This is a genomic window from Prevotella sp. P5-108 (assembly GCF_002251385.1).
GTDB lineage: Bacteria > Bacteroidota > Bacteroidia > Bacteroidales > Bacteroidaceae > Prevotella.
The window spans coordinates 39,526-64,686 of record NZ_NPJJ01000003.1; the positions used below are offsets into that span (position 1 = coordinate 39,526).

19 protein-coding genes and 1 pseudogene are annotated in these 25,161 nt (G+C 52.9%); 14 read left to right on the top strand and 6 right to left on the bottom strand.

Annotated elements, in window-relative coordinates; translation table 11 throughout:
* The first annotated feature begins 7 nt into the window (after window positions 1-7).
* Genes CIK95_RS00530 through CIK95_RS00540 form a run of 3 tightly spaced genes read left to right on the top strand, consistent with a single transcriptional unit; the run spans window position 8 to window position 4,357 of the window.
* Window positions 8-1,876: a tetratricopeptide repeat protein gene (locus tag CIK95_RS00530; RefSeq protein WP_094465976.1), complete on the top strand. Its 1,869-nt coding sequence runs from the start codon at window positions 8-10 to the stop codon at window positions 1,874-1,876.
* The gene (locus CIK95_RS00535; protein WP_094387899.1) at window positions 1,851-2,747 is read left to right on the top strand and encodes a DUF4292 domain-containing protein; all 897 of its coding nucleotides are present in this window, start codon (window positions 1,851-1,853) and stop codon (window positions 2,745-2,747) included. Before CIK95_RS00530 ends, CIK95_RS00535 begins: the two co-directional genes overlap by 26 nt.
* Window positions 2,744-4,357 carry a peptidoglycan DD-metalloendopeptidase family protein gene (locus tag CIK95_RS00540; protein WP_094465977.1) on the top strand — a complete coding sequence of 538 codons (1,614 nt, stop codon included), beginning with the start codon at window positions 2,744-2,746 and terminating at the stop codon, window positions 4,355-4,357. The genes CIK95_RS00535 and CIK95_RS00540 overlap by 4 nt, the downstream gene beginning before the upstream one ends.
* Window positions 4,358-4,466: 109 nt before the next feature.
* On the opposite strand, the gene CIK95_RS00545 is transcribed toward CIK95_RS00540, so the two are convergent.
* Together CIK95_RS00545 and CIK95_RS00550 are read right to left on the bottom strand one after the other, a co-directional pair.
* Complete coding sequence (locus tag CIK95_RS00545; RefSeq protein ID WP_094465978.1) at window positions 4,467-5,528, bottom strand: M20 family metallo-hydrolase; 1,062 nt, start codon at window positions 5,526-5,528, stop codon at window positions 4,467-4,469.
* Between the two features lie 34 nt (window positions 5,529-5,562).
* Window positions 5,563-5,883, bottom strand: coding sequence for a nucleotidyltransferase domain-containing protein (locus CIK95_RS00550; protein WP_094465979.1), 321 nt, complete (start codon window positions 5,881-5,883; stop codon window positions 5,563-5,565).
* Between the two features lie 817 nt (window positions 5,884-6,700).
* On the opposite strand from CIK95_RS00550, the gene CIK95_RS00560 reads away from it, so the two are divergent.
* From CIK95_RS00560 to CIK95_RS00570, 4 genes are read left to right on the top strand one after another with little or no spacing between them, the layout of a single operon-like run.
* Window positions 6,701-8,512 (top strand): long-chain fatty acid--CoA ligase, encoded by a 1,812-nt coding sequence (locus tag CIK95_RS00560; protein ID WP_094387896.1) that lies wholly within the window; start codon window positions 6,701-6,703, stop codon window positions 8,510-8,512.
* Window positions 8,513-9,637: a peptide chain release factor 2 gene (gene prfB / locus CIK95_RS00565; RefSeq protein ID WP_094387264.1), complete on the top strand. Its 1,125-nt coding sequence runs from the start codon at window positions 8,513-8,515 to the stop codon at window positions 9,635-9,637.
* 46 nt (window positions 9,638-9,683) lie between these two features.
* Entirely contained in the window at window positions 9,684-9,827 is a 144-nt protein-coding gene (locus tag CIK95_RS13265) for a hypothetical protein (RefSeq protein WP_022310688.1), read from the top strand.
* Window positions 9,824-10,330: a CYTH domain-containing protein gene (locus CIK95_RS00570; protein WP_094387263.1), complete on the top strand. Its 507-nt coding sequence runs from the start codon at window positions 9,824-9,826 to the stop codon at window positions 10,328-10,330. Before CIK95_RS13265 ends, CIK95_RS00570 begins: the two co-directional genes overlap by 4 nt.
* On the opposite strand, the gene CIK95_RS00575 is transcribed toward CIK95_RS00570, so the two are convergent.
* The gene (locus tag CIK95_RS00575; RefSeq protein WP_022310690.1) at window positions 10,269-10,682 is read right to left on the bottom strand and encodes a VanZ family protein; all 414 of its coding nucleotides are present in this window, start codon (window positions 10,680-10,682) and stop codon (window positions 10,269-10,271) included. The genes CIK95_RS00570 and CIK95_RS00575 overlap by 62 nt on opposite strands.
* 107 nt (window positions 10,683-10,789) lie before the next feature.
* On the opposite strand from CIK95_RS00575, the gene CIK95_RS00580 reads away from it, so the two are divergent.
* Together CIK95_RS00580 and CIK95_RS00585 are read left to right on the top strand one after the other, a co-directional pair.
* Window positions 10,790-12,148 (top strand): sodium-dependent transporter, encoded by a 1,359-nt coding sequence (locus tag CIK95_RS00580; RefSeq protein ID WP_094423129.1) that lies wholly within the window; start codon window positions 10,790-10,792, stop codon window positions 12,146-12,148.
* 54 nt (window positions 12,149-12,202) lie between these two features.
* A complete protein-coding gene (locus CIK95_RS00585) occupies window positions 12,203-13,099 on the top strand; it encodes a helix-hairpin-helix domain-containing protein (RefSeq protein WP_094465981.1) in 897 nt (298 codons plus the stop codon).
* A 1,418-nt stretch (window positions 13,100-14,517) separates the two neighbouring features.
* Here CIK95_RS00585 and CIK95_RS00595 read toward each other — a convergent pair.
* The 3 genes and pseudogenes from CIK95_RS00595 to CIK95_RS00600 all read right to left on the bottom strand — a co-directional run bounded on the left by CIK95_RS00595 (window position 14,518) and on the right by CIK95_RS00600 (window position 16,412).
* Window positions 14,518-15,333 (bottom strand): hypothetical protein, encoded by an 816-nt coding sequence (locus CIK95_RS00595; protein WP_094465982.1) that lies wholly within the window; start codon window positions 15,331-15,333, stop codon window positions 14,518-14,520.
* Between the two features lie 18 nt (window positions 15,334-15,351).
* Window positions 15,352-15,582 (bottom strand): hypothetical protein, encoded by a 231-nt coding sequence (locus CIK95_RS12640; RefSeq protein ID WP_144007663.1) that lies wholly within the window; start codon window positions 15,580-15,582, stop codon window positions 15,352-15,354.
* 13 nt (window positions 15,583-15,595) lie between these two features.
* Window positions 15,596-16,412, bottom strand: a pseudogene (locus tag CIK95_RS00600) (KilA-N domain-containing protein).
* A 184-nt stretch (window positions 16,413-16,596) separates the two neighbouring features.
* Here CIK95_RS00600 and CIK95_RS13020 point away from each other — a divergent pair.
* The 5 genes from CIK95_RS13020 to CIK95_RS00620 all read left to right on the top strand — a co-directional run bounded on the left by CIK95_RS13020 (window position 16,597) and on the right by CIK95_RS00620 (window position 25,156).
* Window positions 16,597-16,839, top strand: coding sequence for a hypothetical protein (locus CIK95_RS13020; RefSeq protein WP_158215046.1), 243 nt, complete (start codon window positions 16,597-16,599; stop codon window positions 16,837-16,839).
* A 1,148-nt stretch (window positions 16,840-17,987) separates the two neighbouring features.
* On the top strand, window positions 17,988-18,989 hold the full coding sequence (locus tag CIK95_RS00605; RefSeq protein WP_144007664.1) for a FecR family protein: 1,002 nt from the start codon (window positions 17,988-17,990) through the stop codon (window positions 18,987-18,989).
* A gap of 211 nt (window positions 18,990-19,200) precedes the next feature.
* On the top strand, window positions 19,201-22,521 hold the full coding sequence (locus CIK95_RS00610) for a SusC/RagA family TonB-linked outer membrane protein (protein WP_022309604.1): 3,321 nt from the start codon (window positions 19,201-19,203) through the stop codon (window positions 22,519-22,521).
* An 8-nt stretch (window positions 22,522-22,529) separates the two neighbouring features.
* Window positions 22,530-24,089 carry a RagB/SusD family nutrient uptake outer membrane protein gene (locus CIK95_RS00615; RefSeq protein ID WP_094387258.1) on the top strand — a complete coding sequence of 520 codons (1,560 nt, stop codon included), beginning with the start codon at window positions 22,530-22,532 and terminating at the stop codon, window positions 24,087-24,089.
* Between the two features lie 26 nt (window positions 24,090-24,115).
* Window positions 24,116-25,156: a glycoside hydrolase family 18 gene (locus tag CIK95_RS00620; protein ID WP_094465983.1), complete on the top strand. Its 1,041-nt coding sequence runs from the start codon at window positions 24,116-24,118 to the stop codon at window positions 25,154-25,156.
* Window positions 25,157-25,161: the final 5 nt, after the last annotated feature.

Below are 25,161 nucleotides of genomic sequence, written 5' to 3' on the forward strand. Positions count from 1 at the left end.
GCAGACGATGATGAAAATCAACTATCGCTATATCCTGATAGCTGCGGTGCTGCTGGTGGCGCTGCTGTCGCTGCCCACCCAGGCCAAGCGCAAGAAGGTGGCCGTGGCGGCTGCTCCCATCCTCTCTGCCCAGGACCAGCGCCGCATGGACAGTCTCTTCCTCGAGTCGGTCTGCGAGCGCCTCAAGGGCAACGATTCCATCGCACGCTGTCTGCTCGAAGAGTGCCGTGACCTCAACCCCTACGCCGCAGAGCCCTACTTCTTTCTCGCCAAATACTATGCCGACGACGGCAATGACTCGCTGGTTCAGGCTTATCTCGAGAAGACCGTCAGTCTGCGCCCCGACAACCAGACTTACCTCGAGACACTCGCCCTGAGTTACTACCGCAACAACGAGCTGGACAAGGCTGCGGCGGTGTATGAGAGTCTGGCGCGCAAGAACCGCGGCCGCACCGACCTGCTGCAGATTCTGCTCGGTATCTATGACAAGCAGAAAGCCTATGACCGCATGATAGACTGCCTGGACCGCCTGGAGCAGATAGAGGGCAGCGGCGAAGACATCACGCTGAGCAAGGTGAGCATCTACGGACTCAAAGGCGAGCGCAAGAAAGCTCTGGCGTCGCTCAAGCAGCTCGTGGCAGAGCATCCCTATGACATCAACTATCAGGTGATGATGGGCAACTGGCTCATGCAGAACGGCGGAGAGAGCGAGGCACTCAAGATATTCACCGAAGCCCTCGCCAAGGAGCCTGGCAACGCCAATGTGCTCAGCTCGATGTATGACTATTACAAGTCGGTGGGTCAGAACGACCTTGCCGACAACTGCCTGAAGAGCATCCTGGACAACCCCAAGACCGAAGACAAGACCCGCCTCACCATGATGAAAGCCTTCATCCAGGACAATGAAGCGCGTGGCGACGACAGTACCCGCGTGATAGCTCTCTTTGACCAGCAGGAGAAGCTGGGTGTCTATGATGCTACCCTGGCAGAACTCCGGCTGGCATACCTCAACCTCAAGAAATTTCCCGAAGCCGAGGTGCGTAAGGCGCGTACCCGCCTGCTCAGCCTCGAGCCCGACAACGGCTCCGTGAGGTTTGAACTCATACAGTCGTATTGGAAAGAACAGAACTGGGAGGAGGTCATAAAACTCAGCAAAGAGGGCACCGAGTACAACCCCGATGAACTCGCGTTCTACTACTTCCTCGGCCTCTCTTGTTACCAGAATGAGCGCAACGACGAAGCACTCAGCGCGCTGCGCCGGGGTGTGGCGCTTGCCGACGACAAGAGCAACAAGGACATCGTCAGTGACTTCTACTCGATGATGGGCAATATCCTGCACGACCAGAACAAGGAGCAGGAAGCCTTTGAGGCCTTCGACAACTGTCTGAAGTGGAAGGACGACAACATAGAGTGTCTCAACAACTATGCCTACTATCTCAGCGAGAAGGACACGGCTCTCAACAAGGCTGCGCAGATGAGCCAGAAGACCATCAAGGCCGAACCCAAGAACCCCACTTTCCTCGATACCTACGCCTGGATACTCTACCGTCAGGACCGTTATGCCGAGGCGCGCATCTATATCGACCAGGCGCTTGCCAACGACAGCGACTCGGTCCAGAGTGGTGTGGTGCTCGAACACGCTGGTGATATCTACTTCCGCAATGGTCTCACCGATGAGGCTGTGGGCTACTGGCAGCGTGCGGTTAAGGCTGGCGGTGGCAGTGAGCTGCTCCCCAAGAAGATAAAGTACAGAAAGATAATTGAAGATGGTGACCGGAAGAAGCAAGATGGCGTCAAGCAGAAGCAGAACGGTGACCGGAAGAATCAGGATAATGACAAGAAGAAACAAGATGGAAACAAGAAGAACAATCCATAACGCCACGCTCTTTGCCGTGGCTCTCGTGCTGGCATCGTGTGGTGCCAAGAAGACAGTGATGACCGGCGGTTCGGCGCAGACTCAGGCTGCCATGAAGAAGAGCGACGCCGTGAGCCCCTCGTTGCATTTCGTGCAGCAGGTGAGCGACCAGCGGCTCTACCAGAAGAACATTGTGGGCGACATGAGCTTCAGCATCAAGGCGGGAAGCATCAACCAGACGCTGCCGGGCCAGTTGCGCATGCGCAAGGACGAGGTAATCCGTCTGCAGGTGATGATACCGCTCATCCAGACCGAGGTGGGCCGCGTGGAGTTTACCCCCGACTACGTGCTCGTCATCGACCGTCTGCACAAAGAGTATATCAAGGCCGAGTACAGCCAGTTGGGCTTCCTCAAGGACAACGGACTCGACTTCTACAGTCTGCAGTCGCTCTTCTGGAACGAACTCCTGTTGCCCGGAACGCAGAAGGTTGGCGAGGGAGACCTTGACAAGTTTACTGCCGAGATTGACGCCCTGGGCGACGAGGTTCCCGTGACGCTCAAGGCGGGCAAGCTCAACTTCAAGTGGAACGCCCGCCGCGCCGACCATCATATCCTCTCGGCGCTGGTGACCTATCTCGGCTCTGCCCACGGCACCTCGAGTCTCGCCTGGAACTACGGCGACTTCAAGGCAGTAGGCGCCAAGATGTTCCCAGCCTCCCAGTCGTTTACCTTCACCACCAATGCTGGCGGCAAGACCCAGCAGGCCACCGTCAGCCTGCGCATGAACAGCGTGCGCACCGACTCAGACTGGCAGGCGCTCACCACGCCGTCTGCCAAGTATAAGAAGGTGGAGGCCCATGATGTGTTTGACAAATTACTCAATATGCGATGAGACGTATTCTGATAGTATTGATGGCAATGGTACTGACCCTCCCTCTGGCCGCGCAGAAGAAGACGACGGCCACGAGGCAGAGCAAGCAGCGCACCACCGCCAAGACCACAACCAAGCGCAAGTCCCAGGCGACGACGACCAGGCGCAAGACCAAGGCCAAAGCCTCTGCATCCAAGAACGCCAAGCCCACCACCATCAAGGGCTTGCGCAATGAGCGCGCCGCCGTGCAGCGCCGCATCAGGCAGCAGGAGCAGGCGCTCAGAGTCAACAAGGCCAACGTGTCCAAGCGCCTCAAGGACCTCATGCTCATCAACAGCGAGATAGGGGAAAAGCAGAAGTCTATCGACGGCATCCAGAAGGACATCACAGCCCTCGACGACAACATCAGCATCCTCAAGTCGCAGCTCGCCACCCTCCAGAGCCAGCTCGATGACCGTCGCCAGCGATATATCAAGTCGATACGCTACATGGCAAGGCATCGCAGCGTGCAGGACAAGATGATGTTTGTCTTCTCGGCACAGAGTTTCGCGCAGATGTATCGTCGTATGCGCTTTGTCAAGGAATACGCCGCGTACCAGAAGGTGCAGGGCGATATGCTCAAGGTTAAGCAGCAGCAGGTCAACGAAAAGCATAAGCAGCTGGAGGACGCCCGCGGACACAAGCACCAGCTCCTCAGTCGCGATGTGCAAGCCCGCACCGAGCTTGAGGGCAAGCAGAGCGAGCAACAGAATATCGTGAAAGGACTGCAGCGCCAGCAGAAGACCATACAGTCTATCATAGACGAGCAGAAGAAGAAAAATCAGGTGCTCAACGCGCAGATTGACCGTCTTGTGGCTATCGAGGTGGCCAAGGCGAAAGCCCGCGCCGAGGCAGAGGCCAAGCGCAAGGCTGCCGCTGCCGCTGCCGCCAAGCGCAAAGCCGAAGAGCTGGCTCGCCGAAAGGCTGCCGCCGAGGCTGAAGCACGTGAAAACCAGCGCCGCATCGAAGAGGCACGCAAGCGCGAACAGCAGTTGCGTGCCGAGGCTGAAGCCCGACGCGGAAAGGGTGAGGCTGAAGAGCGCGCCCGACAAGCTATGCGCGAAGCCACAGCCAATCGCGAGGCTGCCGAACGCAAGGCGCGTGCCGACGAAGCCCGCAGCCGCAAGGAGATAGCTGCCGCCAAGCGCGAGGTGAGCAATGCCGAGTCGATGTCGTCGGTAGACCGCATGATGAGTGGTGGCTTTGAGGCCAACAAGGGTCGCCTGCCTATGCCCATCACCGGCAGCTACAAGGTGGTGAGCCACTTCGGTCAGTACGCCGTCGAAGGCCTCAAGGGCGTGACGCTCGACAACAAGGGCATCAACATCCTGGGCCGTCCCGGAGCCGTAGCCCGCAGCGTCTACGATGGCGAGGTGAGTGCCGTCTTCGGTTGGGAGGGCAGCATGTTTGTCATGGTGCGCCACGGAGCCTACATCTCTGTCTATTGCAACCTGAGTTCGGTGAGCGTGAGCAAAGGACAGAAAGTCTCTACGCGTCAGGCGCTCGGCAATGTGGGCCCCGACCATATCCTCCAGTTCCAGCTGCGTCGCGGAACGACCAAGCTCAACCCTGAAACATGGCTCGGCCGTTAGCGCCGCCATCTATATATCTATCGCAAAGAGCGCGCCCGTGTGAGAGGTTCACATGGGCGCGCTCTTTGCGTTTGTGGCTGTCGTCACGGTCGTGGCGGGACTTCGTGGCTTAACCTTCCCAACCCTCGAGCAGCGAGAGATAGGTGTCGATGGCGTGGGAGATTTCGCTTATGCGTATGTATTCATCGGCAGAGTGGGAGCGGGCGGAGTCGCCGGGGCCCAACTTGAACGAGGGCCATGTCATGAGCGCCTGGTCGCTCAGCGTGGGCGAGCCAAAGGGCGTCATTCCCAATGACAGACACCGTCTTACCAATGGATGCTGGGCATCGATATGCGACGAGCAGAGGTGGAAGGAGCGCGCCTTGACATCGCTCTTGACGTGGCGGCTCACGATGTCATACACCTCGCGGTTGGTATAATGCTCGTTGGTACGTATGTCGACCACCATACGGCACTCGTCGGGTATCACGTTGTGCTGGGTGCCCGCGTTTATCACCGTCACCTTCATCGTGGTGGGTCCTAAGAGACTGCTGTCACGCTCAAACCTGTAGTCGCGCATCCACAGCAGGTCGTCCATCGCCTTGTAGATGGCGTTCACGCCCTCGTTGCGCGCGGCGTGTCCGCTGCGGCCGTGGGCGGTGATGTCGAGCACCATCAGTCCCTTCTCGGCTATGGCGGGCTGCATGGCGGTGGGCTCGCCCACTATCGCTACATCTATCCTGGGCAGCAGAGGCAGCACGCGGCGTATGCCGTCGACGCCCGAGACCTCCTCCTCTGCCGAGGCGAGGTATATCAGATTGTATGGACGTGGTCTGTCTTTGAGCGCGCGATACACTTGCAGCAGCGCAGTGAGTCCTCCGCCGCAGTCGTTGCTGCCCAGACCGTAGAGCGTGTCACCCTCGAGCGTGGGGGAGTAGGGGTTGCGCGTCCAGCTCTCCACGGGCTTGACGGTGTCGATATGGGCGTTGAGCAGCAGGGTGGTGCGCCGCTCGTCATACTGCGGGTCAGTGGTCCAGAGGTTGTTGCCCTCGCGCGTATATTCAATTCCGCATCTCCGCAGTTCCGCCTCCATGACATCTGCCGCCCCGCCCTCGGCGCGGCTCACAGACGGAGTGGCTATCAGGCGCATGAGCAGCGCCACCGCGTCATCAGTATATTCTTTTGTGGTCATCGTAATTGTGCGTTTGTTGGTAGAAACGACCGAATTATGCAAGGATAATTCCGTCTCTATTCACGTTCTCGTAGAAAGGGGTGAACTGGTAGGTTTCCCATTCCTTCTTGGTGTAGAGGATGGGGTTGATTTCGGCGCCGAGGTTGCAGCCCAGCATGACGAAGGGATAACTCACGTTGTCGTAGTCGTTCTGGGTGAGCCTGTCCTTGTTCAACAGGATAAGGATGTCCCAGTCGGAGTCGCTGCGGGCATCGCCACGAGCCCGCGAGCCATACAGTATCGCTTCGCTGCCGTCGGGGACGGTGCTCCGGGCGATATCCTTGATTTTGTCGATTATCAATTCGTCTGCTTTCATAATCTTGGCGTGTTTCGTGGGTGTAGATGGTGCAACTCTGCATCATGAAACTTGCTTCAAATGCCGAGACACCGTCCATCCCGGGCAAAGTTAAGCAAAAAATCATTGATATTGGTGCTGTAACTCATGTTTTTTTGCTTTTCGGCACATATATCTGCGATGGGCTGTGGGTCGCGCTGCCTTCATCGTGGTGCCCGGGAGTGTGTGCGAGGGCTTCGGAAATGGGGTGGGGCGTGGCGCCAACTTGTCAGAGGGCCTCATTTAAGCACATTTCGTGGCTTGAAATGATGAAATCAAAGTCAGAAATGATAAAATCGCGGTTTGCAATCGTCATTTCGTGACTTGAAATGTTTTTGTTTGGCATCTGCATCAACTTAAACATAACGACGGCTCTTCCGTAGAAATCGAAAAAACTCATGTTTTTTCTTTGTATTGTCTTCGGTTTGCACTACTTTACGCCTAAAGGCGTGAAGGTAGGCTGCACCTCAAGATTAAAAATAAATGATTTTATTTTGTAATCTCTTCGGTTTGCACTACCTTTACGGCGAAGCCGTGAAGATAGGCGTCACCTCGGAAATAAAAATAAATAGATTTATTTTGTATTTCGCTCGGTTTGCACTACCTTTGGATAAGGTAGGCTGCACCTCAACAATCCAAAATGAAAAAAACTACGTTTTTTCTTTGTATTGTCTTCGGTTTGCACTCCTTTACGCCTAAGGCGTGAAGGTAGGCTGCACCTCAAGATTAAAAATAAATGAATTTATTTTGTAATCTCTTCGGTTTGCACTACCTTTGCATAAACTAAATATTATTGCTTATGCAAATCAATAGTCATCTTTCGGTGATCATTCACGACCTTGCCAAGAAGTACGGAGAGCGAACGGCACTTACTTTTCAGAGATTTGGAGAAAAGAAATGGCGCTCAGTATCTTGGCAGCATTTCTCTCTTCGTGTAAAGGAGGTAAGTAACGCGCTGCTTAATCTCGGCGTGAAACCTCAGGAAAATATAGGCGTTTTCTCACAGAACTGTGTGCAGTACCTCTATACCGACTTCGGTGCCTATGGCGTGCGCGCCGTTACCGTGCCTTTCTACGCCACCAATAGCGAGCAGCAGATACTCTATGTGCTCAACGATGCCAAGGTGCGCTTCCTCTTCGTAGGCGAGCAGGACCAGTATGACAAGGCGTTGCGCATCTTCCACCTCTGCCCCACGCTCGAGCGCATCATCGTCTATGATGACAGCGTGAATATCGATACCCACGACTCCAATGCCCTTTACTTCAGCGATTTCATCAAGTTGGGCAAGGGGCTGCCCCGCCAGTCTGAACTTGAGACGCGCTGGAAGGAAGCCAACTACACCGACCTCTGCAACATCCTCTACACCAGTGGTACCACCGGCGAGAGCAAGGGCGTGATGCTCACCTACGGGCAGTATCATGCGGCTCTTCACGCCAACTATGAGTTTGTTGATGTCTCTGAAAACGACCGCGTCATCGACTTCCTGCCCTTCACCCACATCTTCGAGAGAGGTTGGGCTTACCTCTGCCTGTCGGTTGGCGCCCAGTTGATTATCAACACCTATCCCCAGCAGATACAGCAGGCTATGCGCGAGACCCACCCCACGTGTATGTCATCGGTTCCGCGCTTCTGGGAGAAGGTCTACATCGCTGTCAAAGACCGTATGGACAATGCTGGCGCCCTGCAGCAGCGTCTTTTCCACCGTGCCCTCCATGTGGGTCACAAGTACAATGTAGACTGTCTGGCCCGCGGCCGTCGCCCGTCGCTTGCCCTCGCTGCCGAATACAAGATTTATGACCGTACCGTGCTTGCCCTCGTGCGCAAGCAGTTGGGTCTCGACCACCCCAATATCTTCCCCACTGCCGGCGCCGCTGTGTCGCCCCAAGTCGAAGAATTTGTCCATTCCATCGGTATCAACATGGTCGTGGGCTACGGTCTCACCGAAAGCCTTGCCACTGTCTCTTGCGACCACAAGGGCAAACCGTTCACCATCGGTTCGGTGGGTCGTCCGCTCTCTGGCATCGAGGTCAAGATTGGCGACAACGACGAGGTGCTGCTCAAGGGCCCGACCATCACGCCGGGTTATTACAAGCGCGACCAGGTCAACGCCGAAGCCTTCACTGCCGACGGTTTCTTCCGCACGGGTGACGCCGGCTACATCAACGACCAGGGCGAGCTCTTCCTCAAGGAGCGTATCAAGGACCTCTTCAAGACATCCAACGGCAAGTATATCGCGCCCCAGATGATAGAGTCCATGCTGCTCGTCGACAAGTATGTAGACCAGGTTGCCATCATCGCCGACCAGCGCAAGTTTGTCGCCGCCCTCATCGTGCCCGACTTCCGTCTGCTCGAAGCCTACGCCCGTGACAACCACATCGAGTTTGGCTCGCGCGAAGAGCTCTGTGCCGACAAGCGCATCCACGACATGATGACCGAGCGCATCGACACCCTCCAGCAGACGCTGGCCCACTATGAGAAAATCAAGCGGTTTACCCTCCTGCCCCATGGCTTCACCATGGAGAATGGAGAGCTGACCAGCACCCTCAAATTGAAACGAGCTGTCGTCTACAAGAACTACAAGGAGACGATAGACAAGATGTACGAAGAATAAATGATAACAAGTGATCAGTTGAAAGACGTTCTGGAGCGCACCGATGCGTTGGCGCGCTACCTGAACATCGACCAAAAGAAGGTGGAGTTTGAAGAAGAACAGCTCCGCACACAGGCGCCTGACTTCTGGGAAGACCCCAAGCGCGCACAGGAACAGATGAAGAAGGTCAAGGGCATTGAGCGTTGGCTCAAGGACTACAAGGCGGCACGCGAATATGCCGACGAGTTGCAGCTGGCCTTCGATTTCTATCACGACGATATGGTGACCGAGGACGAAGTCGACGCCGACTACGCCAAAGCCATCAAAGCCATCGAGGAACTTGAACTCAAGAACATGCTGAGACAGAAGGAAGACCCGATGGACTGCGTCATGAAAATCAATTCGGGCGCTGGCGGTACCGAGAGCCAGGACTGGGCGTCGATGCTTATGCGTATGTATATGCGTTGGGCAGAGTCACACGGCTACAAAGTGCGTGTGGCAGACCTGCAGGAAGGCGATGAAGCCGGTATCAAGAGCGTCACTATGGAGATAGAAGGCGGTGAGTATGCCTATGGCTACCTGAAGAGCGAGAACGGCGTGCATCGCCTCGTGCGCGTATCGCCTTTCAATGCCCAGGGCAAGCGTATGACCAGTTTTGCCAGCGTCTTCGTCTCGCCCCTCGTCGACGATACCATCGAGGTGGTGGTCGAGCCCGCCCGCCTCTCTTGGGATACCTTCCGCTCCAGTGGTGCCGGAGGTCAGAACGTGAACAAGGTAGAGTCGGGAGTGCGCCTCCGCTATCAGTATGAAGACCCCGACACCGGCGAGAAGGAAGAAATTCTCATCGAGAATACCGAGACGCGCGACCAGCCCAAGAACCGCGAGAACGCCCTGCGTCTGCTCAAGTCGCAGCTCTATGACCGCGCCATGAAGAAGCGTCTCGAGGCCAAGGCCAAGATTGAAGCCGGCAAGAAAAAGATAGAGTGGGGAAGCCAGATACGCAGCTATGTCTTCGATGACCGTCGCGTCAAGGACCACCGCACCAACTACCAGACTGGCGATGTCGACGGTGTGATGGACGGCAAAATCGACGACTTCATCAAGGCTTATCTCATGGAGTTCCCTGTCACCGACGATGAAGATTGAGCCCCTAAAAGGAACATCGATATATTAACCTAAAAACATAACAACTATGAGCGAAAAAAGTAAGATGCGCCGCGCCAAGAAGGCAGCCATGCAGGAGAAGGAAGGCAAGAACGTGATGAAGTGGTTGATAGTAACCATGGTAGTATTGACTCTTGCCGTGATAGGTTACGCTATGGTATTGATGCAATGAGCGGTGTAGAAATAGAACGTAAGTTTCTGGTCAGGAAAGGCGATGCGTACAAGCGTGTTGCCTTTTCTTGTACCCACATCCAGCAAGGCTATATCCCTGCCGAGGGTGCCACGGTGCGTGTCCGCGTACGCGACGACCATGCCTACCTCACCATCAAGAGCCGTTCGCAGGACGGCGGACTCAGCCGTTATGAGTTTGAGAAGGAGATAACCCTCGACGAGGCGAGCCACCTCCTGCGTCTGTGCCGGGGTGGAGTCATCGACAAGAACCGTTATCTCGTGCGCAGCGCCGATGGCCGCCACGTGTGGGAAGTGGACGAGTTTTTCGGCGACAATGCCGGGCTTGTTATGGCAGAGATAGAGTTGGCTTCGGTGGACGAACCCTTTGAAAAGCCCGATTTCATCGCTGTCGAGGTTACCGGCGACCGCCGTTTCTACAACTCTAATCTTCTGCGCGCCCCTTACGCCACCTGGCGTGACACGCTGCCAGAAGCATACCGATAGGTTGGCCGATGAGCACGCCCAGGCTGTCGGCAGCCAAGTCCAGCCACTCCCCGCTGCGCGTGCCGCCGGTGCAGTAGGCCTGGACCAGCTCTATCACCCCGCCCATCACGATGGGCAGCAGCAGGGCGTAGACCACCATCCCCCGGCGGTCGGAGGTGAGGCGCAGCCGGGCGCGGTCTGTCCATATCATGGCACACAGTCCGCCATACATCACCAGATGCGTCCACTTGTCTATCATGCTTACCTCAGACAGCGGCGTCTCGGGAATGGGGATGATACACAGTATCCATATCACGATGATACACAGTGTCGAGAAGGGATAGTCTCGACACAATTTCCATATACTTTTCATTTTTCTCTTCGATTTGCTGACAAAAGTAAATAAAATTCATTACTTTTGTATCAACCACGACGATTATTAGTACGTACGACATAAAAATAGTAGTTATTTGAGGGAAAATGATGGAAAAAAGAGGTAATTTCGGAACCGAACTGGGAATGATACTTGCCACCGCCGGCGGTGCCGTCGGACTGGGCAATGTGTGGCGATTTCCCTATATGACGGGCGAGAATGGCGGCGCAGCCTTCATTCTGGTCTATATCTGCTGTGTGCTTATGCTGGGCATCCCCTGTATGCTCTCCGAGTTTATCATCGGCCGTCACGGTGCGTCCAACACCTACCGCGCCTACTCCCTGCTCTCCGGCGGCAGCGCCTGGAAGTATGTGGGTCTCTTGGGTGTCGCCACCGGTTTTCTCATCATGGGCTACTATGCCGTGGTGTCTGGCTGGTGCCTGCAGTATGTCTATGCCTCGTTCTTCGGCGAGCTCACCGGCAATGCCGACTTCGTAAACCGCTATTTTGCCGAGTTCTCCTCCGACCCCTGGCGCCCCGTCATCTGGACGCTCGCCATCCTTGTCATCACCTGTCTGGTGATTGTCAACGGTGTGCGCAGCGGTATTGAGCGTACCTCCAAGATGCTCATGCCCACGCTCTTCATCCTGCTCCTTGTCATCGTCGTGGCATCGTGCCTCCTGCCCGGTGGCGAGCGCGGCATGGAGTTCCTCTTCAAGCCCGACTTCACCAAACTCGACAGCGACGCCTTCCTCGGCGCCCTCGGTCAGTCGTTCTACTCGCTCAGCATCGCCATGGGCTGCATCTGCACCTATGCCTCTTACTTCAAGCGTCAGACCAATCTGTTGAAGTCGGCCCTGCAGGTGTCACTGCTCGATACGCTGATAGCGGTGCTGGCTGGACTGATGATATTCCCTGCCGCCTTCTCCGTGGGAGTGAACCCCGGCAGCGGCCCCTCGCTCGTCTTTGTCACCCTGCCCAACGTGTTCAACCAGGCGTTTGCCGCCGTGCCCTTAGTGGGCATGCTCGTGTCGGTGTTCTTCTACGCCCTCCTGTCGCTGGCAGCCATCACGTCGCTCATGTCGCTCCACGAGGTGAGCACAGCCTTCCTCATCGAGGAACTGCATATCACGCGCCGCACGGCTGCCACCTTCGTCACCGCTGGCAGCCTGTTTATCGGCATCTTCTGTTCGCTCTCGTTCAGCGATATACCATGGCTGAGCTTCGGCGGGCGCACTCTCTTCGACTGGTTCGACTTTGTGACGGGTCAGATATTCCTCCCCGTGGGTGGCTTCCTCACCTGCCTGTTTATCGGGTGGGCAGTGCCGCGCAAGCTGGTGCGCGACGAGTTTACCAACTGGGGCACCGTGTCGTGCAGGGTCTTCGGCGTCTACCTGTTCTTTGTGCGCTATGTCTGTCCCACAGCCATCCTCGCCGTCTTCCTCCATCAGCTCGGCGTCTTCTGATGCCCAGGCTGCTGAAGATAAACCACCTTACACCTTATTATATTATATATAGCGATGAAGTTGTCCCGCCCCTATTACCTCTGCAAGAGCGACCGCGTGGTTGTCCTCTTCCTGTTGGCAGTCCTTGCCTTCGGGGTGATAGGCTATCATCTCTTGTGGCCCAGTGCCGACACCACTCCCATCGCCGCTGCCGACAGCACCCGCAGCAAGCGTAGCGCCGTGGGCACAGACTCTCGGCGTGCTTATACCTATGCCACACCCTCGCGCCAGGTGGTCTATGCCCCCTTCGACCCCAATACCGCCGACAGCACCCAGCTGCTCAGCCTTGGTCTGCAGCCCTATCAGGTGCGCAACATCTATCACTACCGTGCCAAGGGTGGAGTCTACCGCCGTCCGTCCGACTTCGCGCGCCTCTACGGTCTCACCGCCAAGCAGTATCGCGAGCTCGAGCCTTATATACGCATCTCGGCAGACTATCTGCCGGCATCGGAGGTCTATGCCGTCCATGACGAGCGGCCCAAAGCCTCTTCCGACAGCCTGCGCTATCCTGTCAAATTGCGCAACTCCGAGCGCATCGCCCTCAACCTTGCCGATACCACGCTCCTGCGCCGTGTGCCTGGCATCGGTGCCTACTACGCCCGCCGCATTGTCGCTTACCGCCAGCGTCTGGGTGGCTATGCCCATGCCCGTCAGTTGCTCGAGATTGACGACTTCCCCGAGGAGGCTCTTCCTTTCTTCACCGTCGATGCCGGCGACATCCAGCGCCTCGACATCAACCGTCTCTCGCTCTCCCAACTCAAGCGCCATCCTTACATCAACTATCTCCAGGCGCGCGCCATCTGCGACTATCGTCGGCTGAAGGGTCCCCTCGCCAGCCTCGACCAGCTGCGTCTGCTCTCTGCGTTCACCGCCGCCGACATCGAGCGTCTCCGTCCTTACGTGCGCTTCTAATCTCACGCTACCAGCCATCTTTTTTCTTCCCATCAGTAGTCTCTTTCCCACCAAAGCGACACCTAAATGTTAGGAAAGCGACACAAAAGTTACGCAAGGTTACACCCGCTTTGTGGCAAATATCTTATTTTTGCCTATGGATATCAAAGTGATAAACATAAGCAACTTGCATCCACTATGACCGTCTCTTCGCTTCGCCGCATTGCTACTCGTGTGCAGCCCGTGTCAGACATCTCGTCATTCTGTTGGCTCTCGACATTTGTGTCGCAGCCATGGTTGGTGTTATCGTTGCCCTTGGTGACCACTTGAATTTTGACAACATATTTTTGAATTGACTAATCTGCTAATAATATCTCTTTGAAATGTTTGATGATGTGCGGCCCCACAGTCAGGGCCGCACTTTCATTTTCCCCGTTGGCTTCGGTGGGGGGGAAGCCCCATCCCAGCCTTCCCCAAAGGGAAGGAGTCCTATCCCAACACGTTTGCCCGTGGTGGGTTGGTTAATTGTCCCTTTTGTGAAAGAGTAAAATATCAACTGCGAGTAACGCCTTCGGCTAATCGCAACTCTTACAGAGTAGCTATGATTAGTTTGGATGATACCCAGGGTAGCGTGCTTCGCCCGCAACCCTGGGCTGGGGAATCGCAACTCCTACAGAGTTGCCAAGGATAAGCCCCATCCCAACCTTCCCCAAGGGGAAGGAGCTCAGCGTCAACCATTTCAACCTTCTTCGAGGGGTTTGGGTTTAATAGGGGGGCATTCCATCCTTCACCAAGTGGAACAAGTTTAATACGGGCCACATCCCAGCCTTTCCTTAGGGAAAGGAGTTCTATCTTAATGCGTTAACCTGGGGTGCTTTGGCTTTCTCTCCCCTTGGGGAGAGTTAGAGAGGGGCTGCTGTCGTTCATTCCCTTTTGTTGAAAGCAGGAAGTACGCACCCTCGGCAACTCTGACAGAGTTGCGATTTCATAGCCCAGGGTTGAGGGGCGCAGCGCCTCTACCCTGGGTACATATATAATAAGGTATAGCAACTCTGTAGGTGTTGCGCTTAGCCTAAGGCGTTACCTGTAGTAGGTTTTTGTCCCCAGGATATTGGATATAATTTCATCTGCGAGTAATTAATAGGTTGCGGAGATGATACAAAAAGTTTTGCTCCTTTTCAGGGCTTCGCCCTATGCGTCTGCGTGTGGTGGCAGATATTCCCGAGAGCGGGCTCTCGGATATCCGCCACCACCCACCGCCGCGCCTGCCCGATGGCAGGCTGAAAAGGAACAAAATCAAAAAGCCGCCGTTGGCGGTAAAAAAAGCCCGGCTGTTCGCCGGAACAAAAAATGAATACATTATTTGCGCCATCTCATTCCATGGCGCGTATATAATTAGAGGCAGTGACATTTGCAATCCTCCCTCGCTTAGTTGAAATTCACTCTGCAGCGGAATCTAAGACTATGAAACAGATGTCACCAAAGTGCTCTTTGCCGACTTCTTCCCCTTTCAGGATTGCTGGCATTGAGATAATACCCTTTGATTCAAGAATGTCAAGCAAATCCCACATCACTTCGTGATAAAATATCACCTGACTCAACTGTTGTGAAGCAATATTGTGAGCCTTACCCCATGATATGCAATGCTTCTTGACAGCATGACTTAAATCTGTTGTTATATCCCGGCAAAGGAGATCGATTTTGTCATTGTTGTTCCGGTATATCACAGGAATAAGGATATTGCTATTTTCGTCGGTGAGACCCCAGCCTGCGACGGCATCAATGACTTCTTGTTTTTCGATACGCTTGCCGCTATTAGCCGCCACTTCACGTGCAAATGTCATAATCTTGGGCATACTCATCCAATAGCCCAGATTATCGGTCCAGTTCTGTTTTACAGGACCGTAGCCATTAGTCCCGATTTTATCATGGTTGCGGCTTTCAAACATAGCCCAATAGGCTCCCGACCATGTGCCATGATTTTCGCAGCTACGTGGCGATGACAGGAACTCGTCCTCCCAAATGTAATTATCCAGCAGATACGAAAATATAAGACTATAGGTCTGTTGGGAATATCTGGCCTCATCAAAAGCACCCACCAGCCGTCTGATTTTGGGCTCGATTTTCGGGAAAATGCTGTCGGCAAAATCTTTTGACTGTCGGCGGATTTGTTGTGTCTCACTTTTCCCGAAAATGTGCATTTTTGTAGTATAATGCTCGTTATTACACATCAACAAATCGCCAACTTCAAGCAATCTAAGTTGACTTCTGTTTTAAGGAATACCAAGTGAGTCCAATTTTGCGGCAGAACCAGACTGAACAAAGGCACAAAGAATATCCCAATTGTTATCTGTCAGATATTCGCTCGGATGAAAACTGTTGTAAGAGCAGAATGCTGAAAGGTCAAAAGACTTCAACGGTCGACCAATAATTGTATCTTGTGTATTAGCCATTATATGCATTGGCAAAAATGCCATGCACAAAACCAATAAGAAGTTTTTCATAATGTTTGCATTTTTATTTTAACAATTTTCTATCATTGTCGCCGTTTTCCAGTACGCTCATCTGATGAATGGCTATTTGGTTCAGCTTCACAAGCCGCTCGCTCTGAGTCATGCCTTGTTCGATGAAAACCGCATTAAGGTTTTCCATATTTGACAGACAGATAAGTTCGTTGATTGTGGCGTAGTCGCGTATGTTTCCTTTGAGGTCGGGATTTGCCTCGCGCCATTGTTTTGCCGTAACACCGAACATTGCCACATTCAGCACATCGCCCTCATTGGCGTAGATGATGCTTGCCTGTGCCGGAGTAACCTCGGCAGGGATAAGGTTCTGCTTTATGGCATCGGTATGTATGCGGTAGTTGATTTTCGATAACTCACGTTTCGCCGACCAACCTAATAACCGCTGTTCCTCCGTTTTGAGCCGCTGAAATTCCTCGATAAGATAAAGTTTGAACGTCACACTTATTGCCGAACCAAATTCAAAAGCTATATCCTTATGAGCATAGGTACCTCCATAGCGACCTTTCTTTACTATTATTCCGATTGCGTTTGTGCGCTCTATCCATTCAGAAGCACTCAACACAAAGGACGGCAAACCTGCACTCATTCTAAAGTGGTCAAATTCGACCACTTTGAAATCAGGATTATGAATCATCTCCCAAGTACCAAGAAATTCAATAGTGTAGCGGTTTCGCAACCAGTTCTTGATTATATCGGCAGAACGGTTGTCGCCCTCTTTGGCAGTTGCCATATCTGTGAGGGAGATATAATCCTGTTCCTCTAACGAAGAGAACTGTGATAGGTGTATTTTGAACGATAATTTTAGACATTGTTTCAGATATGGCGTATATGCCAATACGCAAAGTTATATATTTTCGCTGATATACATCGCATTCTCTTGATTTTTTCTTTATTTTTAATTCAAAACCGTTCTTTCGTATTGTATGTCCTATATATATAATGAGGGTGTGGAGATGATACAAAAAGTTTTGTTCCTTTTCAGGGCTTCGCCCTATGCGTCTGCGTGTGGTTGCGGATATTCCCGAGAGCGGGCTCTCGGATATCTGCCACCACCCACCGCCGCGCCTGCTCGATGGCAGGCTGAAAAGGAACAAAATCAAAAAGCCGCCGTTGGCGGTAAAAAAAGCCCGGCTGTTCGCCGGAACAAAAAATGAATACATTATTTGCGCCATCTCATTCCATGGCGCGTATATAAATGGAGGCAGCGACATTTGCAATTTAATGGATAAACAATAAATGGCTTGCTGTGGGTAACAATTCGCACTAATAGCATGCGCATTTCCTGCCGCGAGTAACGCCTTCGGCTAATCGCAACTCTTACAGAGTAGCTATGATTAGTTTGGTTGATACCCAGGGTAGCGTTCTTCGCCCGCAACCCTGGGCTGGGGAATCGCAACTCCTACAGAGTTGCCGCTGCTTGTGGCCATCCCAAACACGAGTCCTATCCCAACTTTCTCCGCGTTGAAGGAGCTCTATTCCAATGCGTTAATCGGTGGTGGTTCGGTTAATTATCCTTTTGTGATAGGGCAAAATATCAACTGCGAGTAACGCCTTCGGCTAATCGCAACTCTTACAGAGTAGCTATGATTAGTTTGGTTGATACCCAGGGTAGCGTTCTTCGCCCGCAACCCTGGGCTGGGGAATCGCAACTCCTACAGAGTTGCCAAGGATAAGCCCCATCCCAACCTTCCCCAAGGGGAAGGAGCTCAGCGTCAACCATTTCAACCTTCTTCAAGTGGATTGAGTTTAATAGGGGGGCATTCCAACCTTCACCAAGTGGAACAGGTTTAATACGGGCAACATCCCAGCCTTGCCTTAGGGAAAGGAGTTCTATCTTAATGCGTTAATCTGGGGTGCTTTGGCTTTCTCTCCCCTTGGGGAGAGTTAGAGAGGGGCTTTTGGGAGCAGTCGAGGGGCCTCCTCCCAGATATTGTTTTTTTACCGGCGTAAGCTGGACTTTTTTTTACGGCCGCAGGCCGCTTTTTGTTCCTTGGCGTCTTCTGATGTCATGCTGTGCATGACGGTGGTGATGGCGCTGGCGGCACGAAGGAAAATTGTTTTCCGGCTGACGGCTGCGTCTATCGCCACAAAGGCGGAGCCTTCAGAAGACGCCGAGGCTTTTTGTATTTATTTTTTATGGAGCAGTAAGTCTATATATATAATAAGGTGTAGTGGTAAACATGAAGTAATAAAGTGTCAGCATCATCTGCCTGGTCCTTATTCCTTGTGTAAATAGCCCCTCTCTCATCCCCAAAGTGCTAATTTTGGCTAAAAATATCGGTGAAAATGGTGGAAAATTGATTTTTTTTGAAAAAAATCGCATTTTTGACTACCCCATTTAAGATATTTTTCGTCTTATTGATGTATATCAAATCGACAACGACGTGCAAGACGAACATTTTTACGACTTGATGGTAGGCTATTTCAGTGACAACCTCAGTACTGAGGAGGTCGCTGAACTCCTGTTGTGGCGCGATGCCAACGAAGCCAACTCCCGCCTGTTCAGACAGCTTCACACTATGTGGATGTCCATTCCCAATATGGAGCAGCTGGCTAAATATGACAAAGTGCTTGCCTACAAAAAGTTTATGGAGTGCGTGCATGCTCATCAGTGTCAGCGTCGCCATCGCCGCGTGATGTATATGATGCGCTACGCTGCCATCCTTCTTGTCACCGTGGGTGTCTTCTCCTACCTCTTTTATATAAAGGGACAGGATATGGTAGAGTCTCGCTTCGCCGACATCAGCGTCGAAGCCCCCTTAGGTTCCACAACCCGTATGACCCTCCCCGATGGCACACAGGTTTGGCTCAATGCCGGCTCACGCATCACCTACTCTCAGGGTTTCGGTGTTCGCGAACGCAATGTGAAGCTCGTGGGTGAAGGCTACTTCGAAGTTGCCCATAACGAGAAACTCCCCTTCCATGTCAACTCCAGCGCTCTCAAGCTGCGCGTGCTCGGTACCAAGTTTGACTTCCGCGACTACCCCGACGACCCTAATGCTATGGTCACTCTCGTCGAAGGTCGCGTAGCCTTAGGCAGCCATGCCGACTCTGCCAACCGTGAATACCAGTTGCAACCCAACGAGTGTGCCGTCTTTGAGAAAGGCTCCAAGAACATGACCATCCAGTCTTCCGTCGCCCAAGCGTCACGCCAGTGGACCCAGGGAGTACTGATGTTTCATGACACCACCCTGCGCGAGATAGCCCTTACGCTCTCTCGCAGTTACCACCAGCGCATCGTGATTGCCGACAGGCAGCTCGCCACTCTCAACTTCTATGCTACCTTTAACCGCGACGAGCAGACGCTCACTCAGATTCTCGACGCCCTCTCTGCTACCGGGCGCATCAGATACAAACTGCAAGGAAAGACTTACATAATATACTAAGGGCACTCCCCGACTTTATAACTTACTTTTACAACTTTAACCTCAGACACCCAACAAAAACAAAACAGAAAAGAACCTTATCACGAGCCCCACGGTCATAAAGACTGTGCCTGGGCTCACCCTGATGGCGGCCAGGGAACAAGCCCCACCAACGTAAACAATAACCTACGAATAAGAGTTAATAAATATAATTATCTAATTTAGTACAGTAATGAATATCAGAAAAAAAGGCCTCTTGGTAGGCGCGTTTCTGTTGTGCATGAACCTCAGTGCCCTCGCACAGAGCTTGCAGATGCAGCTCAAGGGAGTCACTGTAGAGAAGGCAATGACAGAATTGAGACAAAAGAGTGGATATTCGTTCGTGTTTGAGTCAGCTGACGTGAATACCGCCAAGGTAGTCAGTGTTAACGCGAAGGATGTCAAGCAGGCTGTGGAGCAGATCCTCCGTGGTCAGAGTGTTTCTTACGAGATTAAGGGTAAGAACATCGTCGTTTCAAAGAAGCAGGGTAAGACCGTGGCTACCGCCAAGGCCAACAATCCCAAGAAAAAGGTAACCGGTACTATCACCGACGAGAACGGTGAGCCCATCATCGGTGCCACCATCAAGGAGAAGGGCACTCAGAATGCTGTAATCTCTGATGTAGACGGTAACTTCGTTCTCAACACCACCGAAGGCGCAGAGCTCGAGATTACCTACATCGGCTATGCCGACCAGACTCTCAAGGTAACTGGCAAGGACAAGTACAGCGTGTCTATGTCTTCAGGTACCAAGGAGCTCAACGAAGTTGTGGTTACCGCCCTCGGTATCAAGCGTGCTGAGAAGGCTCTGAGCTACAACGTACAGCAGGTGAGCGGTGAAGATCTCCTCACCAACAAGGATGCCAACTTCATCAACTCCCTCAACGGTAAGGTTGCCGGTGTGAACATCAACGCCAGCTCTGCCGGTGCAGGTAGTGCCTCTAAGGTTGTGATGCGTGGTACACGTTCAATCGAGCAGTCAAGCAACGTGCTCTATGTGATTGACGGTATTCCAATGTTCAACCTCGGCTCCGACGGTGACTCTGGTTTCGGTTCTAACGGTACTACCGAGGCTATCGCCGACATCAACCCCGAGGATATCGAGTCTATGTCAGTGCTTACCGGTGCTGCCGCTGCCGCTCTTTACGGTAACCGCGCTTCTAACGGTGCCATCGTTATCACCACCAAGAAGGGTAAGGAAGGCAAGACCGAGGTCACTGTAAGCCAGACCACTGAGTTCTCTTCAGTTTTCCGTACTCCCGACTTCCAGAACGCTTACGGTACAGGCAGCACACTGCGCGACGCTGGTGGTGAGTCTTACAGCTGGGGTGCCAAGCTCAACGAGACCAACTATCGTGGCTATGACCCTGTAGACAACTACTTCAAGACAGGTGTCGTTACTACCGAGGCTTTCACCCTCTCTACCGGTACTGAGAAGAACCAGACCTATGTTTCTGCCAGTGCCCTCAACTCAGGTGGTGTAATCCCCAACAACGAGTACAACCGTTACAACTTCACCATCCGCAACACAGCCAAGATGCTCAACGACAAGCTGACTGTTGACGCCGGTGCAAGCTACATTATCCAGGATGACCGCAACATGACCAACCAGGGTGTATATGGTAACCCACTGGTAACCGCATACCTCTACCCCCGCGGCAACTCTATCGATGACCTCAAGATGTTTGAGCGTTGGGATACACAGCGTAACCTCTACGTTCAGAACTGGAACGACCTCGCAAGTGAGTTCGTAGGTCAGAACCCCTACTGGATCAACTACCGCAACGTACGTACCAACCGCAAGTATCGCTATATGCTCAACCTCGGCGCCAGCTATAAGCTCACCGACTATCTGAGCCTTGCTGCACGTATCCGCGTAGACAACGCCACCAATACCTTCGAGAAGAAGTACTATGCTTCTACCAACAAGACTCTCGCTGGTGAGAATGGTCAGTACGCTCTCGTGAAGACCGATGACAAGCAGACTTACGGCGATGTAATGATGACTTTTGACAAGCGTTTCTTCCAGGACCGACTCTCTGTCAATGCCAACCTCGGTGCAATCATCTCTGATGTTAAGCAGGGTGTTACTGGTATCGATGGTCCTATCAATGACAACCTCATTCCTAACGTATTCAACGAGTACCAGATTGACCCCAACCGCGAGAAGCGTCAGCCCGGTGGCTACCACGACCAGACCAAGTCTGTCTTCATGAGCGCTGAAATCGGATGGAACAGTCAGTACTACCTGACTCTTACCGGCCGTAACGACTGGCCCTCTATGCTCGCTGGTCCCAAGTCTAACAAGTCTTCATTCTTCTATCCCTCTATCGGTGCATCATGGATTGTATCACAGACATTCCAGTTGCCCAAGCAGATTGACTTCTTGAAGGTTCGCGGTTCATTCGCTTCTGTAGGTATTCCTTTCCCACGTTGGTACGCCAACCCTGTATATGAGTGGGATGAGGCCAACCGTCAGTGGAAGAGCCAGACCATTTATCCTATGTACAACCTGAAGCCTGAGACCACAGACTCTTGGGAGTTCGGTTTGCAGACCCGTCTGTTCAAGCACTTCAGCCTTGACCTGACACTCTACTGGACCAAGACTTACAACCAGACCTTCAACCCCGACATATCAGTATCTTCTGGTTATAGCACCATGTACATCCAGACCGGTAGCGTAAGCAATAACGGTATCGAGTTGGCTCTGGGCTATGACAACAGCTGGGGCAACTTCAAGTGGTCTTCTAACTACACATTCTCTGCCAACAAGAACAAGATCAACGAGCTCGTAAAGAACTACGTTCACCCTGAGACCGGCGCCATCATCAACAAGGACCGTCTGGACCTCAACGGTATGGGTTCTGCTCACTTCCTGCTCAAGGAAGGTGGTACGCTGGGTGACCTCTACTCTCTCACCGACGTAGTACGCGACAGCGAAGGCCGTGTATATGTTGACGAGAACGGTAAGGTGTACAAGGACACCAACGTAGGTGACATCAAGCTGGGTTCCGTATTCCCCAAGTGTAACATGGCTTGGCGCAACGACTTCAGCTACAAGGGCATCAACTTCGGTTTCATGTTTGCTGCACGCTTTGGCGGTATCGTTTACTCAGCTACACAGGCTGCCCTCGACGCTTACGGTGTGTCTAAGAACACTGCCGACGCCCGCGACCTGGGTTATGTACTCGTAAACGGTGAAGACCGCGTGAATCCTGAGACATGGTACACCACTATCGGTGCTGCCGACGGTATTCCCCAGTACTATACCTACAGCGCTACCAACATTCGTCTGCAGGAGGCAAGCCTTGGTTATACCTTCAAGAAGAACGTATTCTTCGGTATCGGTGACCTGAGCCTCTCTCTCGTTGGTCGCAACCTGCTGATGCTTTACTGCAAGGCACCTTTCGATCCTGAGACCACAGCTACCACCGGTAACTACTATCAGGGTATTGACAAATTCATGACACCAAGCACACGCAACCTTGGTTTCAACATCAAACTCAAATTCTAAGAGTAACTATGAGACAGATTAAAAATATCATAATGAGCGCGGTTGCTGCAGGTCTCTGCCTGAGCTTCTCCAGCTGTACTAACGACTACGAGAGCTTCAACCGCAACCCCAACGGCGTCACCAAAGACGAAACCCAGCGCGACGCCTATGCTATGCGTTCAGCCATGCTGAACCTCGAAGGCTGGGTAATTCCTACCGATGTCAACACCAACCAGTTCACCGAGTGTCTGATGGGTGGTTCTTACGGTGGTTACATTGCTGACTCCAACGCAGGTTTCGCTGGCAAGAACTTCGGTCAGTTCAGCCCTGAGAACGGATGGAGCCGTGTAATGTTCAAGGATGTCATCCCCAAGCTCTTCATCTACTGTGGCGAAGTAGCCCGTGCTACCGACGATCCTATCCCCAACGCCGTAGCTTCTATCATCAAGGTGTCAGGTATCCAGCGCGTTACCGACTGCTACGGTCCTATCCCTTACTCTCAGGTAGGTAAGGACGGTCAGATTACCGCTGCCTATGACTCTCAGGAGCAGGTGTACAACCTGATGTTTGAGCAGCTCAACGCGGCTATCGACGTGCTGACCCAGAACCGTACTGCCGACTTCAGCGACAAGGCTGACCGTGTGTATGGTGGTAATGTGACCAAGTGGATCAAGTATGCCAACTCTCTCAAGCTGCGTATGGCTATGCGTATCTCTAAGGTGGCTCCCGCCAAGGCTCAGCAGATGGCTGAGGAGGCTGTAAACCACGAGGTAGGTACCATGACCTCTAACGACGACAACGCCGAGTTGACTCTCGTTTCTACCAACCCCTTCGAGATTATCATGTACGAATACAATGGTGGTGACTCTCGCGTAAGCGCTGATATCACAACCTATATGAATGGTTACAACGATCCCCGTCGTGAGAAGATGTTCACCAAGACCACTTTCGGCGGTCTCGTTGACAACGGCTACTTTGGTATCCGTAGCGGTATCGCCATCCCTGGCGGTTCTATCGCTCACGCATACAGTAACTATATCGTAGCCACCGACAGCAAGCTCATGTGGATGAACGCTGCCGAAGTAGCTTTCCTCAAGGCTGAGGGTGCTCTGCGCAACTGGAACATGGGCGGTACTGCCAAGGAATTCTACGAGCAGGGTGTAAAGCTGTCATTTGCACAGTGGGGTGCCAATGGTGCCGACGCTTATCTGGCTGACAACACCAGCATGCCCGCTTCTTACAAGGACCCCGCTGGGCTCAACACCTACTCTGGTGCTACCTCACAGATTACCATCAAGTGGGAAGACGGTGACTTCGAGAAGAGCCTCGAGCGCATCATCACCCAGAAGTGGCTTGCCAACTTCCCCCTCGGTCAGGAGGCTTGGGCAGAGTATCGTCGTACCGGCTATCCTATGCTGATGCCCGTTGTTGTCAACAACAGTGCTGGCGTAGTAAACTCAGCCCGTGGTGCCCGTCGTCTGGCTTATCCTCAGGAGGAGCGTCTCAACAACGCCGAAAACTATGTTAACGCTGTAGGTCTCCTCGGTGGTGCCGACAATATGGCTACTGACCTGTGGTGGGCAAAGTAAAACATTCAAAGATAATATAGACAATTATGAAAAGTATCTTAAAATATATCAGATTATCAATGGCATGCATCGCCGCAACAGCCTTCGTGGCAAGCTGCGACACCGATGTAGAGTCTATTGACATCAACAATCCGGGTGTAGACAACCAGAACCCCGGCCTTTATCAGGACTATCTGTCCCACCTGAGAAACTACAAGAAGGGTTCTCATAAGGTGGCTATGGGATGGTTTGACAATAGCGACAAGGCTCCCAACTCTCAGGGCAAGCACATCCACTCTGTACCAGACAGCTTGGACTACATCGTGCTGACCAACCCCGACAACCTGGCTGCTTTCGAGCTCGCCGAGATGAACGAAATACGCGAGAAGAAGGGTACCAAGGTGGTATTCGAAATCAACTACGAGAACATCAAGGTACAGTATGACGAAGAGAAGAAGGACTTTGACGCTGCAAACGAAGACCCCACAAAGGTATTCCCCGCTTTCAACAGTTACCTCGTTGATACTGTAAGCGCCAAGCTCGCTCTCGTAGAGAAGTACAACTATGACGGTGTAATCATGGCCTTCAACGGTAAGATTACCACCTTCATGACTGAAGCCGAGAAGGCAGAGTTCATCGCTCAGCAGAACGTATTCATCGGTATCGCCAACGACTGGGCTGAGCGTCACGCCAACAAGGAGCTCCTCCTGATGGGTAAGCCTCAGAACATCCTCACCAAGGAGGTATTTGACAAGGCCAAGTATCTCATTCTGCCAGCACAGAGCGAGATTTCAGCCTCTGCCCTTACTTACCTGGCTCTGAAAGCCCTCGAAGAGGGTGTGCCTACTGACCGCTTTGTAGCCCTCGTCAACGCACCTTCACTCGACCCCACAGACACCAAGACCGGTTACTGGGGCAAGGAAGTTGCCATCAAGGGTGCCGCCAAGTGGGCTGCCGCCGAGTATCAGGGCTTCGTTCCTGCCGGTATCGCCATCCAGGGTATGAGCAATGATTACTATCACTCATCGTTCACTTATCCCAATGTGCGTTCAGCCATTTCTATCATTAATCCTAATGCTAAAAACTAAACAGC

Excerpts from the sequence above, each read along its gene's own strand:
- CIK95_RS00530 (WP_094465976.1), top strand. The coding sequence starts at position 8 with ATGATGAAAATCAACTATCGCTATATCCTGATAGCTGCGGTGCTGCTG.
- CIK95_RS00535 (WP_094387899.1), top strand. The coding sequence starts at position 1,851 with ATGGAAACAAGAAGAACAATCCATAACGCCACGCTCTTTGCCGTGGCT.
- CIK95_RS00540 (WP_094465977.1), top strand. The coding sequence starts at position 2,744 with ATGAGACGTATTCTGATAGTATTGATGGCAATGGTACTGACCCTCCCT.
- CIK95_RS00545 (WP_094465978.1), bottom strand. The coding sequence starts at position 5,528 with ATGACCACAAAAGAATATACTGATGACGCGGTGGCGCTGCTCATGCGC.
- CIK95_RS00550 (WP_094465979.1), bottom strand. The coding sequence starts at position 5,883 with ATGAAAGCAGACGAATTGATAATCGACAAAATCAAGGATATCGCCCGG.
- CIK95_RS00560 (WP_094387896.1), top strand. The coding sequence starts at position 6,701 with ATGCAAATCAATAGTCATCTTTCGGTGATCATTCACGACCTTGCCAAG.
- prfB (WP_094387264.1), top strand. The coding sequence starts at position 8,513 with ATGATAACAAGTGATCAGTTGAAAGACGTTCTGGAGCGCACCGATGCG.
- CIK95_RS13265 (WP_022310688.1), top strand. The coding sequence starts at position 9,684 with ATGAGCGAAAAAAGTAAGATGCGCCGCGCCAAGAAGGCAGCCATGCAG.
- CIK95_RS00570 (WP_094387263.1), top strand. The coding sequence starts at position 9,824 with ATGAGCGGTGTAGAAATAGAACGTAAGTTTCTGGTCAGGAAAGGCGAT.
- CIK95_RS00575 (WP_022310690.1), bottom strand. The coding sequence starts at position 10,682 with ATGAAAAGTATATGGAAATTGTGTCGAGACTATCCCTTCTCGACACTG.
- CIK95_RS00580 (WP_094423129.1), top strand. The coding sequence starts at position 10,790 with ATGATGGAAAAAAGAGGTAATTTCGGAACCGAACTGGGAATGATACTT.
- CIK95_RS00585 (WP_094465981.1), top strand. The coding sequence starts at position 12,203 with ATGAAGTTGTCCCGCCCCTATTACCTCTGCAAGAGCGACCGCGTGGTT.
- CIK95_RS12640 (WP_144007663.1), bottom strand. The coding sequence starts at position 15,582 with ATGAAAAACTTCTTATTGGTTTTGTGCATGGCATTTTTGCCAATGCAT.
- CIK95_RS13020 (WP_158215046.1), top strand. The coding sequence starts at position 16,597 with ATGCGTCTGCGTGTGGTTGCGGATATTCCCGAGAGCGGGCTCTCGGAT.
- CIK95_RS00610 (WP_022309604.1), top strand. The coding sequence starts at position 19,201 with ATGAATATCAGAAAAAAAGGCCTCTTGGTAGGCGCGTTTCTGTTGTGC.
- CIK95_RS00615 (WP_094387258.1), top strand. The coding sequence starts at position 22,530 with ATGAGACAGATTAAAAATATCATAATGAGCGCGGTTGCTGCAGGTCTC.
- CIK95_RS00620 (WP_094465983.1), top strand. The coding sequence starts at position 24,116 with ATGAAAAGTATCTTAAAATATATCAGATTATCAATGGCATGCATCGCC.